At 46.8% G+C, this 14941-nt stretch carries 15 protein-coding genes; 10 read left to right on the forward strand and 5 right to left on the reverse strand.

Translation table 11 applies throughout. From position 1 onward, the window contains the following. From HY877_05470 to HY877_05505, 8 genes are all read left to right on the forward strand, one after another. A partial coding sequence (locus HY877_05470; protein ID MBI5299724.1) for a thiazole synthase occupies positions 1 to 140 on the forward strand: 140 nt, incomplete at its 5' end. Then, a complete protein-coding gene (thiH, locus tag HY877_05475; GenBank protein MBI5299725.1) occupies positions 137 to 1099 on the forward strand; it encodes a 2-iminoacetate synthase ThiH in 963 nt (320 codons plus the stop codon). The genes HY877_05470 and thiH, both read left to right, overlap by 4 nt. Beyond that, positions 1047 to 2384 carry a phosphomethylpyrimidine synthase ThiC gene (gene thiC / locus HY877_05480; protein MBI5299726.1) on the forward strand — a complete coding sequence of 446 codons (1338 nt, stop codon included), beginning with the start codon at positions 1047 to 1049 and terminating at the stop codon, positions 2382 to 2384. The genes thiH and thiC overlap by 53 nt, the downstream gene beginning before the upstream one ends. Then, positions 2381 to 2839 carry a hypothetical protein gene (locus HY877_05485; GenBank protein MBI5299727.1) on the forward strand — a complete coding sequence of 153 codons (459 nt, stop codon included), beginning with the start codon at positions 2381 to 2383 and terminating at the stop codon, positions 2837 to 2839. Before thiC ends, HY877_05485 begins: the two co-directional genes overlap by 4 nt. Next, the gene (locus HY877_05490) at positions 2796 to 3833 is read left to right on the forward strand and encodes an NAD-dependent epimerase/dehydratase family protein (GenBank protein MBI5299728.1); all 1038 of its coding nucleotides are present in this window, start codon (positions 2796 to 2798) and stop codon (positions 3831 to 3833) included. Before HY877_05485 ends, HY877_05490 begins: the two co-directional genes overlap by 44 nt. Beyond that, entirely contained in the window at positions 3817 to 4962 is a 1146-nt protein-coding gene (locus tag HY877_05495) for an acyltransferase family protein (protein ID MBI5299729.1), read from the forward strand. Before HY877_05490 ends, HY877_05495 begins: the two co-directional genes overlap by 17 nt. A gap of 85 nt (positions 4963 to 5047) precedes the next feature. Next, entirely contained in the window at positions 5048 to 5317 is a 270-nt protein-coding gene (locus HY877_05500; protein ID MBI5299730.1) for a type II toxin-antitoxin system Phd/YefM family antitoxin, read from the forward strand. After that, positions 5314 to 5586: a type II toxin-antitoxin system RelE/ParE family toxin gene (locus tag HY877_05505; GenBank protein ID MBI5299731.1), complete on the forward strand. Its 273-nt coding sequence runs from the start codon at positions 5314 to 5316 to the stop codon at positions 5584 to 5586. Before HY877_05500 ends, HY877_05505 begins: the two co-directional genes overlap by 4 nt. Before the next feature lie 311 nt (positions 5587 to 5897). On the opposite strand, the gene HY877_05510 is transcribed toward HY877_05505, so the two are convergent. The 5 genes from HY877_05510 to pyrR form a co-directional block, all read right to left on the reverse strand. Next, positions 5898 to 7349 (reverse strand): hypothetical protein, encoded by a 1452-nt coding sequence (locus tag HY877_05510; GenBank protein MBI5299732.1) that lies wholly within the window; start codon positions 7347 to 7349, stop codon positions 5898 to 5900. A 137-nt stretch (positions 7350 to 7486) separates the two neighbouring features. Then, a complete protein-coding gene (locus tag HY877_05515; GenBank protein ID MBI5299733.1) occupies positions 7487 to 8677 on the reverse strand; it encodes a hypothetical protein in 1191 nt (396 codons plus the stop codon). Then, a complete protein-coding gene (locus HY877_05520; protein ID MBI5299734.1) occupies positions 8670 to 9941 on the reverse strand; it encodes a dihydroorotase in 1272 nt (423 codons plus the stop codon). Before HY877_05520 ends, HY877_05515 begins: the two co-directional genes overlap by 8 nt. Positions 9942 to 10054: 113 nt before the next feature. Beyond that, the gene (locus HY877_05525; GenBank protein MBI5299735.1) at positions 10055 to 10993 is read right to left on the reverse strand and encodes an aspartate carbamoyltransferase catalytic subunit; all 939 of its coding nucleotides are present in this window, start codon (positions 10991 to 10993) and stop codon (positions 10055 to 10057) included. Continuing rightward, complete coding sequence (pyrR, locus tag HY877_05530) at positions 10990 to 11541, reverse strand: bifunctional pyr operon transcriptional regulator/uracil phosphoribosyltransferase PyrR (protein ID MBI5299736.1); 552 nt, start codon at positions 11539 to 11541, stop codon at positions 10990 to 10992. The genes HY877_05525 and pyrR overlap by 4 nt, the downstream gene beginning before the upstream one ends. A gap of 195 nt (positions 11542 to 11736) precedes the next feature. Between pyrR and HY877_05535 the strand changes: the two genes are divergently transcribed. Continuing rightward, positions 11737 to 12978, forward strand: a complete 1242-nt coding sequence (locus tag HY877_05535; protein MBI5299737.1) for a hypothetical protein — start codon at positions 11737 to 11739, stop codon at positions 12976 to 12978. 15 nt (positions 12979 to 12993) lie between these two features. Further along, positions 12994 to 14941: IPT/TIG domain-containing protein (locus HY877_05540; GenBank protein MBI5299738.1), on the forward strand; the 1948-nt coding region annotated here is incomplete at its 3' end.

Raw genomic sequence — 14941 nt, forward strand, 5'->3', positions numbered from 1 at the left:
CCACCGCAGAAAATCCCGTGCAAATGGCGGAGGCTTTCAGAAAAGGAGTTGAAGCCGGAAGACTAGCGTGGCTAGCGGGACGAGCCACTTCAAAAACATGGGCGGAGGCATCGAGTCCGTTGGAGGGAATGCTTCGATGAATTTGGCAGAACAAGCCCATCGTCTAACAATCCAACGGTTTGGACACACCATCCAACTCTATGCTCCGCTTTATCTTTCTAATGAATGTATCGACACCTGCATCTATTGCGGATTTTCCCTGCAGAACAAAATTGAGCGCCAGACACTCTCTACGGAAGAGGCGTTGCAAGAAGTTCAGGTTTTAATCGATCAAGGTTTTCAACATCTTCTGCTCGTCTCCGGCGAACATCCCAAAAAAATTTCTGTCGCTTATCTTTGCGAAATTGCCAGAGCGCTTCGTTCCAAGGTAGCTTCGTTAAGCATCGAAGTGGCTCCTTTTGATGAAGAAAGTTATCGGCAATTGGGTCGGGCTGGCATTGACGGCGTTGTGATTTATCAGGAAACATATGATCCTGAAATTTATAAGCAGGTGCATCTTGGCGGACCCAAAAAAGATTTTGAGCGGCGCCTTGAATGCGTGGAAGCCGCCTGCAAATCCGGAATGCGAAGAGTAGGCCTCGGCGTTTTGTTGGGGCTTGGCCCTTGGCAAAAAGAAATTCCAAAATTGATCGCCCACACACATCATTTGATGAAACATTATTGGCAGACACAGTTTACTGTGAGCCTTCCGCGCCTCAAACCTTGCGCCTCCGGATTTCAGGCCAAGCACCCTGTCTCCGACGAAGAAATGGCTGAAATTATTTGTACCCTGCGGCTTCAATTGCCCGAAGTGGGTCTGATGCTTTCAACGCGGGAGCGTCCGGAATTGCGCAACCGGTTATTAAAACTGGGGATCACGCACATGAGCGCCGGCTCCAGAACGGAACCGGGTGGATATTTGCACCCCAACGAAACCGGAAAACAATTTGAATTGGAAGACACAAGAACACCAATGGAAGTGGCCACCGCTATTGCAGAGGCCGGTTATGACCCCATTTGGAAAGATTGGGAAAGGAGAATTTATGAAAACGAAGAGTAAAACTCAGATGCATTATGCAAGGCAGAATATCATCACCAAAGAAATGAATTATGTGGCGGCGCGTGAAGATCTTTCGGCGGAGTTGATTCGCGATGAAATAGCGCGCGGGCGAATGATTATTCCGGCCAATATCAACCACGTCAATTTGGAACCCATAGCGATTGGTATTGCCGCCAAATGCAAGATCAACGCCAACATCGGCAACTCGGCTGTAACCTCCAATGCGGAATGCGAATTGGAGAAACTTCATGCCGCGGTTCACTTCGGCGCCGACACTGTGATGGATCTTTCCACAGGCGGCGACATCGATAACATTCGGAAAGCCATTATCGACGCCTCTCCTGTTCCCATCGGAACTGTCCCGATTTATCAGGCCATCCAAAAAGTTAAAAAAATGGAAGACCTAACCGTTGATGATTTGATCGATGTCATCGAACAACAGGCCCGGCAAGGCGTTGACTACATGACAATCCACGCCGGCCTCTTGGCCGATTTTATTCCGATGACCCGCAACCGGATCACCGGCATTGTGAGCCGTGGCGGAGCGCTCATTGCCCAATGGATGTTGCACCATAAAAAAGAAAATCCGTGGTACACCCACTTCGACAAAATCTGCGAGATTTTTCAGAAGTATGATATCTCCTTTTCACTGGGAGATGGACTGCGCCCGGGGTGTATTGCCGACGCTTCCGACAAAGCACAGTTTGCCGAGTTGAAAATTTTGGGCGAGCTCACTAAAAGAGCTTGGAAACAGGATGTACAAGTGATGATTGAAGGCCCGGGTCACATCCCGCTGGATCAAATCGACATGAACGTTAAAAAAGAAATGGAACTTTGTCATGAAGCGCCTTTCTATGTTTTGGGACCTCTCGTCACGGACATTGCTCCGGGTTACGACCACATTACTTCCGCCATCGGCGCGGCAATGGCCGGCTGGTCCGGTGCGGCGATGCTTTGTTACGTCACACCCAAAGAGCATTTGGGTCTTCCCAATCCAAACGATGTGCGTGAAGGGGTGATCGCTTACAAAATTGCGGCCCATGCCGCCGATCTGGCCAGACACCGCAAAAATGCGCGCGATCGCGACGATGCCCTCTCACGCGCCCGTTTTAATTTTAACTGGAAGGAACAATTCCGCCTTTCGCTCGATCCAGAGCGTGCAAAAGAATACCACGACGCAACTCTTCCGGCGGAAGGTTTTAAAGACGCCCATTTCTGCTCGATGTGTGGCCCAAAATTTTGTTCAATGGGGGTCATGCAAAAAATCAAAGAGATGAAACTATGAAAAATTCCCATTTTACACGTCAGGAGCGTCATATTATTCTTTGGCTTCGTTTTCTGACTTTTTCTTTTTTGGTGGTGGGTCTTGTCTTTGCCTTTCAACCCAACTATTTTCTTCAATATCTGGACAGTGTCGGACTCGTCTTTTTCAACTTTCAAAGTCACTCGCTTGGACACCCACAATTTGAAATTTGGTGGATTCTCACTCTTTCCGCGATGGGCGCCATGACCTACGCCGCCTTTCAGGCGCAAAGTGACTGGCTTCGCTATCATCTGTTGGTACCCGTGATTATTGTTTCAAAAGCCATTGCCGCGTTCGGGTTTTTAGCCGTGATTGTTTTCTACCCGACCCACTTTTTTTATATTGTGGCTTTCGTGGTCGATGCTTTATTATGCCTCACAACCATTTATGCCTATGCCCAAGCTATCCAAAGCAGAAGTTACTCGCGTCTACAGTAGCCACGCCATTGCCATCACCGGAACGGCGGGCTTTCTGGGTTCCACGTTGCTGAAGGCACTGGAAAACGACAAACGTTTTAAACACATCATCGCCATCGATAAAAAACCGCCTCCGTTCAAACTCAAAAAAGCAAAATGGGTTTGCCTTGATTTAACCTTTGGCGCCTGCGACGAAAAACTGGTAAAACTTTTTCGGAAAAAACGATGCACCACACTGGTGCACACAGCCCTTCTTACAAAACCCGTGCGCAACATTGAAGAGGCCCACGAATTGGAATCGGTTGGCACCATGCGCCTCCTCACCGCCGCGGCAGACGCCAAGATTTACAAATTAATTTTATCCTCCACAACCGATGTGTATGGCGCCTTTCCCGACAATCCCAATTTTCTAACGGAGCACCATCCGGCGCGCGGTGGCATGTTGAGCCCCTTCTTAAAAGACAAGGTCGAGGTGGAAAACCAGTTTCTGACATTCGCGGAAAAACATCCGGAAAAAATGGTAACACTTTTACGACAAGCCACGATTCTGGGCCCCACCGTCAACAATTTCAAAACCCACTTTTTGCAAAATCCTCTCGTCCCAACCGTCATGGGTTTTGATCCCCTTTTCCAATTTGTGCACGAAGCCGATGTCCTTCGGGCTTTGCTCAAAACAATTACGGAAGATCACCCGGGCATTTTTAATATCGTGGGTAAAGGGGTTTTGCCTCTTTCTCGGGCCATACAAATTACCGGAAAAATTCCGGTGCCAATTCCCACTTTTTTACTCTACCCACTGGCGGAAACCTTATGGTATCTCAACATCGGGTCTGTGCCGGGCACGCACATTAACTTTTTGAAATATCTGTGCATTGCCGACGGCACCAAAATGTGGTCACGGCTTAGATTTCAACCGGTTTATACATCGCAGGAAGCCCTGCTCGGTTTTGTGGGGCGCGAATTGAACAAGGAAGAATTTTCAAAGCGTTTGGAGGAAATTGAAGAAACGAACTAAAGCCAATGCCGGCAGTTTTCAAAAACTGGCTGGCGATTTGGAAAAACTTCTGGGGCTTGGGGGTGAAAAGACCACGGCCTTCATTGAGCAACTTTCCAAAACGCTTCCTCCTCTTCTGGAAAATTTGGAATCAACCATTGTCAATGCAAAGAGCATTCCTTTTGATCTGTTAAAGTTAACTTTCCAAAGTTATCTAAAAAATGTTGCCAAAGATTCAGGAATTTCATGGGAAGACTTGAAAGAAGTCTCACAGGATATTCTCAAACTCCTCAACGACTGGTTTCAACCAGAGCTTTTTCAGGCCGCTTTTTTCAAACTCGTGAAATCTCAATTTTTTCGCGGCAATCTGGACAGTGAAGTTGATGAATTTGGAATGGACCCCGCCGTAGTGGAAGCCCTGCGCCCGCTTTGCCAGTTTCTCTATTATGATTACTGGCGCGTTTCCGTGAAGGGCATCGAAAATATTCCTTCAAAGGGGCGTGCTCTTTTGGTTGCCAACCATTCCGGCATGCTCCCCTACGATGGCGCCATGTTAACGGTCGCCTGTCTCAACGAACACCCGGCCAACCGGCGGCTCCGATTTTTGATCGAAGATTTTGTTTACCATTTCCCATTTTTAGGAACCACGATGCACCGATTGGGAGCGGTGCGCGCCTGTCCTGAAAATGCCGCGTGGCTCCTCAAAAAAAATGAACTCGTACTGGTTTTTCCGGAAGGCGTAAAAGGTTTGGGAAAACTTTACGAAGAACGTTATCAACTCAAACGTTTCGGTCGCGGCGGCTTTATCAAACTGGCCATTCAAAATAAAACACCGATCGTGCCGGTCGCGATTATCGGCGCCGAAGAGATTCACCCGATTATCTGGAAATCCAGCATTCTCGCGAAGGCGATGGGAGTCCCCTATCTTCCGGTAACACCCACTTTTCCGTGGCTGGGACCTTTGGGTCTGATTCCGCTTCCCACAAAATGGAAAATCACCGTGGGCAAACCCATTTCCTTCAACCGCTACAAGCCGCATCAGGCTGAAGATGGATTGCTCATCCACAAACTTGCCGAAAAAGTCCGCACCACCATCCAAAAAATGGTCGACACAGAAATAAAAAAACGCAAATCAGTTTGGTTGGGGTAAATGGGTTATTTTTTAAACTCATAAAAAAGTTGTTTGACAAGTTTGTACTTTTAAATGTATCTTTAAAGGGTCTTTTAAAAAATATATGATTCGTTCTGATAAAATTCTTCCTGTCACGCAGGTCAAACGGGAGCTGATGAGTCTTCTGAAAACTCTTCAAAATAAGGGGGGAATTGTCGCCATCACCAAAGATGGCCGGGCGGCAGGAATTTTAATGAGCCCCGAGGAGTATGAGGGTTTACTGGAAACTCTTGAAATTTTGCATGATCAGCCCCTGCTCCGGTCTCTTAACCGGGCTCTCAAACAAATTGAAAAAGGCAAAAAATATCTCCACAAAGAGGTTTTCGAGGATTGAAACCATTTACTCTCATTTACACACCGGAGGCCAGATCCCGCATCCGGCATCTCCACCCTGCAATCAAAAAAGAAATACGCGCGGCCGTTGAAATAATCGCAGAAAATCCATGGGAGGGCAAAAGGTTACAGAGGGAACTCTTTGGTCTTTTTTCTTTACGCGTAAAAAATTACCGGATTATCTATACTGTCGATGAAACAAAAAAAGTTCTCAAAATTTTAACACTGGGTTTGAGAAGAACTATTTATGAAGAAATGGAAAAGAAGTAGCATTAAAAGAAACAGATGCCGCTACCGACACAGAAATAAAAAAACGCAAATCAGTTTGGTTGGGGTAAAATCAGACATCAGTTGATAACTATTTGCCTCCACCAGTTGGAGTTAGGCGTCCTAAAATCCCTTCGCCCTCCATGCTCACCAATGATACTCCGTCTGATGAATCATCCTCCGTCTGATGAATCATCAACTCACACTAAACCATTTCCCACCACTCTCATATGGTAACCTGTCAGCGGCAAACAAGGGTTGGTTTGGTGCTGAAGTCGGCTTGACAGACAATGTCGGAGCCGCTGGCTATTTATCTACTGCGGAGTTTCCACTGTAAGAATTGCATCTGAGTTTAGTCGACTGGTTCTGGCAGTTACATCACCACTCATTCCGGGTGCTAAAAGGGAAATAACAATGGCAAGGGCTAGATCTTCTTTGCCAATTAAAAAATTGAGCATGTTTTTTTTAATAGCTTTTCCAATTTCATCATCTACCAGCCTGCCATTTCTAACAACAAGTTCTAGCCGAGGACTTGGCGTTCTTTCTTTTTCTGGCGGCATTTTTGATTCATCGACGGTTTCCCCATCTCTGGCAATGATACGCACGCGAGATGGTTTTCCCCTCCCAAGATAGCGATCTATTCCATCTCCAGTTTCTGTGCTGATATCATCTTGATTTGCTACGGCCTTCGTTCCTTCCATGTCAGAATCAAGCGTTCCTAATACATGTAACGGGAAAGCGCTGTCATTTGCGTGTCGCGCAAATTCGCGTTGTACCTCTGGGTTTGTACTATGAAGATAAACACGCTCCATTCCAAAATCAGATTTTGTGATAACAATAGCGCTAACTGTCCCACCTTTATATAGGCCGATTCCAACGTAAACCGTAGCTTTTAGGGCATTGTCCTCTCCAAACAATTTTCCGAATTCTAACGAGGTGCTTGGTAAAAATGCCATTTCTAATTTATGCCCAACTGTACCGGCACTTGCCTGAAGGGCATTCATTACTTCAGTAAGCACAGCAGGTGTGGGAACCCCGGATGCTCTTTCAAGCGGTTGAAAATCTACGTTGTCCATGTCTCTTCGTTCAGTAATCTCAACGCCGGTAATTCCAAGCAAGTCATTTGTTGTAACTTTAATGGAAAGCTGGGTTTTGTTCGCTATACATACCTTATCATAATATAGATCATGCTCGCCGTGGTTTCGGCTATTTCTGAATGTTGGTCGAAAATTTGCACTTAAGAAAACGGCAATTGGTCGAGCCGCTTCAAAATACAGTCGTTTAGCCTCTTCCTCTGCTTTTCGTTCTGCGGCGAAGTGTTGTATTGCTTCCTCTGTTTTTCTTCGCTGAGCTTCTTTTTTGGCTTTAGATCCTCCAAAGATTGATCTCCATGCTGAGCCGGAGGTTTCCATAACCACAGCAACACGTCCGTCGGAGGTGAGGCGTTGGACGGGGCGAAGTGCGGGGCGAGGCGCAAAAATACCGGTTAGATTGGCGACATCAGCGAAACGTCTTTGTGATTGAAACCGGCCTAACGAAAGAGATCCTCTTGCCAATTGATATTTGGTCCAAACTTCGGGAGGTATGCGCGCGATAAATTGGGCAACTTGTTGGGTAAGGGACTGTCTTTGTTCAGAAGACATGATACCCAATTTTCCATTTTGAAGAATTTGGAGAAACGGGACGGCTTCATCTGAAGGAGAAAAAGCAGAAAGCGCCAAAAAATTAGCACTGACTGTATCAACAGTCTCCGCGGTCAACCCCATCCCAAGAAAGATGTCAGCCCCTCACTGCGCAGAAGGAGCTGAAAAAATAGCCTCAACGTTCATAACCATAAATATCTCCTTACTACCATTATCGGCATCTCACAAAAAAAGTTGCTTAAAAATCTTGTGGCATCGTATCAATACCTTGACCACGGTAAGTGAGAGCGACCGCTTTCATCCCATCTAATTTTTTTGGGCTTGGGGATACGGCGCTTGATTTGTTCGACGGCGGGTTGGTCGTAGGGGTTGATATTCATCAAATGGCCTGTGAAGGCGGTTTGGGTTTGATAGAACATCATCAATTTCCCCATATAAAACGGGGATATTTCTGGAAGAGTTAAAGTCACCACGGGACATCCGCTATCGGCAAGGGCGTCACGCGTTGCTCGGCATTCCCTCTGCAATAATTCACCAAGCGGACTGGATGCATCGCTCGCCACATTTATTAGAGTCACCACTTTGTCCTGAGGACCCTCCAAAAAAAGTTGCGCCACGGAATGCTGTCCCTGAGGTCCCACAACAACAACCGGTGTCTGTCCCTTCCCGTCTTTTCCGAGACTCTCGGCCCACAACTGCGCGTACCAGCCACCAAAATTTTCAAGACAATCGGCATAGGGCATCATCACAGAAATTTTTTTGTCGTAATTGCGGTCCAACAAATAATGGATGAGTCCATTTTTGAAGGCTCCATCCTCCTCCTCCACTTTCCGCGCTCCATCCAAAAGCGCATCACCATCAATTCCCAAAAAGAAAATTGGGAAGAGACCCACGGCTGAAAAAACAGAGAAACGTCCGCCGACATTTTCGGGCACGGGCAAATGAGCCGCATTATTTTCCTTAGCCCACGCATAGAGCGGATTTTTTCCCTCCTCGCAGGTTACCACCCATTGTTCCGGTTGCACATGCGGGCGAAAAAAATCGAAGAGTGCCAACGTCTCCACGGTGTTTCCCGATTTGCTGATGACATTAAAAAGTGTTGTGGCCGGATTGATTGATTCAGCAAGCTTCGCAACACTGCGCGGATCCGGACTCTCGATCACGAAAAGTTTTTTGGAAAGTTGCGCGCCCAACGCTTGATAAAGGGTTTTGAGACCTTGCGAAGAACCTCCAATCCCTAAGACAACCAGTGTGTCAAAATCGCCGGAAAAAGAAGCGGCCGTTTTTTTTATTTGCTGAATTCCTTTTTTATCCCACGGCAACCCCCACCATCCGATTTTTTTGGATTGCCGCTCTTCAGAAATTTTTTTAAGCGCGTTTTTTTCAAGATCTTTCGCACCGGAAAAATCTTCCGGTTTCAATCCCGATTTTGAAAAATCAAATTCAAGCATAAACAACTTTGCCCCCGCAAATTGTGTGCAATACTTTACCCTTCAGCTTCCACCCGTGGAACGGTGTATTGCGACTCTTCGAGTAAAATTTTTCGGCGTCGATTGTATTCGAAAGATTGGGATCGAAAATGGTCATGTCCGCGGGCCAACCTTTTTTCAAACTCCCTGTTTTTAATTTGAAAATTTTCGCGGGCCCCACTGTTAAAAGATAAATCAGACGTTTCAAAGAAACCTGTTTGTTGTGTACCAATTTCAGCAAAACTGGGAGCGCCGTTTCCATCCCAAGCAGACCCGCATTGGCTTCATCCATGCCGACATTTTTTTCATCGTGCGCGTGAGGCGCATGATCGGTGGCCAAACAATCGACCGTTCCATCATTGAGGGCTTTGATCAACGCTTGGCAATCTTTGGTTGTACGCAAAGGCGGATTGACTTTGGCGTTTGTGTTGTAACCACGGCACGCTTCATCGTTAAGCACCAAATGATGCGGCGTTACTTCACAGGTGACGGGAATTCCCTGTTTTTTGGCCTGACGAATCATGTCAATTCCCGTTGCCGTTGTGACGTGTTGAAAATGAACATGGTGACCAACCAACTTGGACAAAAGAATATCGCGCTGGATCATTGTTTCTTCAGCCGCGGCGGGAGATCCTTTCAAACCCAGCTCTGTAGAAATTCTGCCTTCATTCATGCACCCACCCTCGGCGAGACTTAAATCTTCTTCGTGCACCACAACCGGAATTTTGAATGTCTTTGCATATTCAAGCGCATGGCGCATTAGCCGTCCGGACATCACAGGTTTGCCGTCATCGGAAATTGCCACACAACCGGACTTCACCATCTCGCCTATTTCGGCCAGCTCTACTCCCTTCAAACCTTTTGAAACAGCACCTACCGGAAAAATATTCAACAACCCCACCTCTTCGGCTTTTTTCACAATCATTTGCGTTACCGATGCGTTGTCATTTACGGGATTGGTGTTGGCCATACAGAAGATGGTGGTGAAACCGCCGGCCACCGCGGCTTTGCTACCGGAGGCAATATCTTCGCGATATTCGAAACCGGGTTCTCTCAAATGCGTATGCACATCAATAAAGCCCGGAGAAACAATAGCCCCCTTGGCATCAATAATTTCATAACCATTTGTGGAGCGTTTTGCTTTCGCAACGTCACGAATTACACCGTTCTCAACAAACACGGTGCAATTCCCGTCGAGATTCTGGGAAGGATCGATCACACGACCGTTGATGATGACAAGTTTCATATTAGAAATTAAAAATTAAATATCAAAAATTAAAAACACATACCAAAGGTAAAAAAGTTTTATTCCCATTTTTTGATTTTTCATATGTGTTTTTTATTTTTGATTTTTTATTTTTAATATTTAATTTTCCTTTCCCCCTCTCCGCACATTAAATATAACAACGCCATGCGCACCGCAACGCCGTTTGTCACCTGATCCAGAATAATCGAGTGAGGACCATCGGCTACTTCCGGCGCGATTTCCACACCGCGATTAACCGGACCCGGATGCATGATGACCACATCTTTTTTTGCTTCTTTCATATTGTTTTTGTTGAGCCCGAAAAAACGGGCATATTCTCGGAGCGATGGAAAAAGAGAGGCGGATTCTCTTTCTCTTTGAATGCGCAACATCATAATCACATCGGCTTTGGGAATGACCTCCCGAATATCGTTGACAACCTGAACGCCGTATTGTTCCACACCGGCGGGAATCATCGAAGCGGGTCCCGCCACATGAACCTTCGCCCCCATTTTTGTTAACAAGATAATATTAGAACGGGCGACACGCGAATTTAAAATGTCACCGATGATGGCAACATGGAGCCCCTGAATTTTTTTCTTCACCTGAAGAATCGTCATCAAATCAAGAAGAGCTTGCGTTGGATGTTCATTGATTCCATCCCCCGCGTTGATTACGGGACAGGAAACTTCTTTCGCCATCAAATGGGGCATCCCAGAATGCGGATGGCGAATCACCAAAACGTCGGGATCCATTGCCTCCAGATTTTTCACCGTATCCAGAAGGCTTTCTCCCTTGCTCAAAGAATTTCCAAAAGAGGAAATCTGGATTGGATCAGCACTCAGGCGCTTGGCCGCAATTTCAAACGAGGCGCGCGTGCGCGTGGAAGGTTCAAAAAAACAAAGTGGAATTGTTTTGCCGCGCAGTGCCGGAACTTTTTTAACGGGACGTTTTGAAATTTCCTGAAGATTTTCTGCCGTTTTTAAAATCAAATCGACATCTTTTTTGGTGAGGTCTTTAACGCTTAGAAGATGTCGCACGGAAAGGCTCATGGATGCTTGTGTCTGGCTGAAAATTGCTCCTTTAATATCACTTCATTTTTTCCGTCGGTCGATTGGAACATCACTTTGATTACTTCATCCGCTTTTGTTTTGACTGTTTTGCCAACGTAATCGGCCTGAATGGGAAGTTCTCTCCAACCTCTGTCAACGAGCACGGCGAGTTTGATAAATTTGGGGCGACCAAAATCGATCAATGCATCCAGCGCGGAACGAATGGTGCGGCCCGTGTAAAGCACATCGTCGACCAAAATAATTCCAGTTCCGTCAATTTTGAACGGAATTTCTGTCCGGTGAACAATGGGTTGCGAACCCACTTCCGAAAGATCGTCGCGGTATAAATTGATGTCAATGGCGCCCACTTTGATTAGTTTTTTCGACAAGGCGGTAATATGTTTGGCAAGCCAGTCGGCCAGTGGAACCCCGCGGGTGCGAATTCCCGCCAACGCCACCTCTCCCAAACCATCGTCGATGATTTGCTTCGCCATGGACTTGATCACGGCATCCATGTCGACTTCGCTCATGAGGTGTTTTTCAGCCATAAAATTTACTGGTTTAGTTTCGCGGACTTCTAGTCGTCTCTTAAAGAAAAGTCAAGCTCACCCTGACCTTGCCTTGCTCAACCCATCGTCAAAAGTCTGACATTATTATTGTACCTTTGTTCTTTTTTTGGACTCCCACTTGTACCCTGTTTTTGAAATTGATAAACTCTAAGCTAATAATGAAGGGGGGGTTTCATGTTCCCAAACAAAAGATTCTGTGGACTGTCGAGCATTCTGCTGGCGGTTTTTCTTTTATCAATAACATCCTATGGAAAAACGGTTTCAAAACAATTTTGTTTTGGTGCCGTGGGGAAACAGTGTGCCATTCCCGGATCGGTGAAAGGTAAACCCTCTCCTTTAAATATGGTCGCCTGCTCCAAAGTGGAAAAAGGAAAGACCAATTGCTGGATTTCTCCCGGTAGCATTGAACACGACAATTGCTGTTTCCTGTATCCCAACGGAGCCATGTGTTCCTCCGAAACAAAAAATGACGGACATTGTACCAAAGTGTGGGCGGAGGCTTACCAAGACATCAATAAAAAATTGGCGTGGTATCATATTTTTAACAAAACAGAGGGCGCCAATTTAAAGTTCGTCAAATCAAAAAGAATGAAGAAATACGGAGGGCTGGAATCACAAAGCACTCTTAATTTGTGCGCCCCGGGTGGCACAAAATTGCTAGCCTGCTATGATTCCGGTTTTTGTTGCTCCGGCAAGGCCAAAAAACAGGGAGAAATAATAATCTGTTCGCAAGAAACAGTGGCAAAAAAACCGGCACAATCTCTCAAAAAAGCCCAAAAGGCTTTTGCCGAACTAGAGAAAATTTTGAAGAATGCCAAGGTACCGGCAAAGAAAATTCCTGCACCACCACAAGCAACCGGTCAGAAACTCTCAAAACCCCAAAAAACACTCTCGCAACAACCGGTGGCACAAAAATGGCCCGAACTTTCCCCACAACAGATGTTGCAGGCTCAGAAATTGGAACAGCAAATAAAAGAGTTTGAACAACAGGCAAGCAATCAAATTTCACAACCGGTCGCCATGCAACCACAAATCACACTGCCCCCACCCCAACTTTCCGCTTTGCCAGAGCAATATCGACAAGCCGTTCAGCCTCAACAAAGAATTGTGGAACAACAGAGATCAGAACCGGTACCAATGGCCGCGAGACCGAGACAGGAACCTATATGGAACACACCTCCTCCCCCGTCGCAACAACCGGAACAGCAATGGGAACAACAACAATATGAACCAGCGCCTCAACAAGAAGAATACCGCGTAGAGCAGACTTCCGCACCGACTCCGCCACCTCAGGAGGAGATGACTTATAAACCACCGCAAAGGGAGATGCCTGAAGAAACAGCCCCACCCCCCTCAACCGGACAGCCCTGCAATCCGAATATTCCGAAATATTCCCAGCCCGGCTGTGTGGAGTAAAATTTGGAGGATTGTATGAAATGGACTTCTGTTTTGTTTCTTTCGCTTTTGGGGATTGTTTTGGTGAGTCAAGTGGAGGCGGCTGGAAGATATTCAGAATGTGGTACGAATATGGATGCGATTTACTCGCCGGATTCCGGAAGGTATTATTGTCAATCCAAGAAGGTGAAGCCACCGGAACCACCAAAAGCACCAGCACCTGTTTTACCACCACTCACCCTCTCCCGCTTTGAACCGACAAGTGTTTTTGGCGGGGAAACAATCACCATCTATGGAAGTGGTTTTACCCCCGGGAGAATCTCAACAGTCAATATTGGTGGCGCAAGAAGTTATGCTACGGTTGTTTCTCCGACAGAATTGAAAACGATTGTAAATACGTCTGCCAAGACTGGCCCTGTCATACTTGAACCCAACCACGGAATGGGCTCCGCGGTCAGCAGTTCCCAAACACTGCAAGTGCATACGGGACTTGTGTTAACAAAAGTAGAACCCGCGCAAGCAAAAGCGGGAACCTTCATCAACGTCTATGCCAAGGGGGGGACGGAAAGTGACCGTTGCAGAATGAGTATCGGCGGCATTCATCAAGCCACATTTCTTTATCATTCCGGCGTTGCCATGAATCTTTTTGTTCCAAAGGAAGCCAAAAACGGGGAAATTTTTATGGACTGTGGAGGGGAAAAGCAAGCCCGAAACAATAATTTATTTCAGTTGATTGTTGAAAAACCACCGGAACCAAGGATCACTTCGATTTATCCCGCTGGTGGAATAGAAAAGAATAACCAGATTAGCATCTTTGGAATCAATCTGCAGAATGCAAAAGAAGTGACTTTCAATGGTACCAAGGGAAGCATCAATGCCTCTTCTGCAGATCAGATTCGGGTTATCACTCCCAACATAGACGGAACAACAAAAATTGTTGTGACAACGCCGCAAGGCTCCGCCGTTTGGGAAAATTATGTTCTTTTTAAAACCAAACCGCCACCGGAGTGGAAACCTTCACCCCCTCCGGTGGCCGAAAAACCAAAGGTAACACCGCCGCCTCAGGAAATAACAAGAAATGCCTTGGGTGATCCGGAGCTCTGTTTTGGCGCTGTGGGCAAAGGGTGCGGTGGTTTTGATGATCTCAAAGAAGGCGAAAAAAAAGAGACGCACCCTCTTTGGTTCACGGCAGGATGTTCCGTAGAAGTGGGGGGCATGCGCCGCTGTTGGGTTGTTCCGGGTAGCATCAAGCATGATAACTGTTGCGTCAAGCATCCGTCCGGAAAACAGTGCGGCGGTCCCGGCAGAAATCCTTTCAATCGCAATGAACCTGATAAGGACTGGATTACCGGACAAATTAACAAGGCCGGCGAATTCAACCACGATAATAATTGTGTACAAGAGTGGGACGACGCAGTTTGGGATGTCAAAAATGGGCGCGGGTGGGAGGTTGATTTTCCGGCACATACGCCCGCAAACTTGACACCTTCAGTGAGTCCGGAGGGGCGATATGGCGGCGGGGAAGTTACGGCCTCTGTCAATTTATGCGCCTCGAATGGCTCTTCCATTTCAGCCAGACACAGCACAGCTTTTTGCTGTTCCAGAAATGCAAAAAAATATTGGGCCGTTGGGGTTGAAGACTGGTTGATTTGTGAGCCGAAAACGGCGGGAAGAAGTACGCAAAGAGTAGCATCAAAACAAAAGGGAACTCCGCCGCCCAAACTCGATATGACAAAACCCCCTTCCAAACCGGGCCAGCCCAAAACAGTTGCCACTCCGGCATTGGCGCCTGTAGCTCCAAGATCGGCAGTTAAAGAGAGAGAAACCAAGCCGATTGTTCAACCTCAACCGGCCCTACTTCCACCGCCACCTCCTCCAAGCCAGATAGCAAAAGAGAAACCGAAAATTTTGCCGCAGCCCGCGTTGACTCCACGGGGGGAAGAGCCGGAACAAAAATGGGCGGCACCGGAAGAATCAGAGGGAG

The organism is Deltaproteobacteria bacterium (assembly GCA_016213065.1).
In the GTDB taxonomy this organism is placed as follows: Bacteria; UBA10199; UBA10199; order SPLOWO2-01-44-7; family SPLOWO2-01-44-7; genus JACRBV01.

Coding starts and splice junctions, on each gene's coding strand:
- thiH (MBI5299725.1), top strand. CDS start 137: ATGAATTTGGCAGAACAAGCCCATCGTCTAACAATCCAACGGTTTGGA.
- HY877_05510 (MBI5299732.1), bottom strand. CDS start 7,349: ATGGGGTTGACCGCGGAGACTGTTGATACAGTCAGTGCTAATTTTTTG.
- pyrR (MBI5299736.1), bottom strand. CDS start 11,541: ATGGCTGAAAAACACCTCATGAGCGAAGTCGACATGGATGCCGTGATC.
- HY877_05485 (MBI5299727.1), top strand. CDS start 2,381: ATGAAAAATTCCCATTTTACACGTCAGGAGCGTCATATTATTCTTTGG.
- HY877_05500 (MBI5299730.1), top strand. CDS start 5,048: ATGATTCGTTCTGATAAAATTCTTCCTGTCACGCAGGTCAAACGGGAG.
- HY877_05525 (MBI5299735.1), bottom strand. CDS start 10,993: ATGAGCCTTTCCGTGCGACATCTTCTAAGCGTTAAAGACCTCACCAAA.
- HY877_05535 (MBI5299737.1), top strand. CDS start 11,737: ATGTTCCCAAACAAAAGATTCTGTGGACTGTCGAGCATTCTGCTGGCG.
- HY877_05520 (MBI5299734.1), bottom strand. CDS start 9,941: ATGAAACTTGTCATCATCAACGGTCGTGTGATCGATCCTTCCCAGAAT.
- HY877_05515 (MBI5299733.1), bottom strand. CDS start 8,677: ATGCTTGAATTTGATTTTTCAAAATCGGGATTGAAACCGGAAGATTTT.
- HY877_05490 (MBI5299728.1), top strand. CDS start 2,796: ATGCCCAAGCTATCCAAAGCAGAAGTTACTCGCGTCTACAGTAGCCAC.
- thiC (MBI5299726.1), top strand. CDS start 1,047: ATGACCCCATTTGGAAAGATTGGGAAAGGAGAATTTATGAAAACGAAG.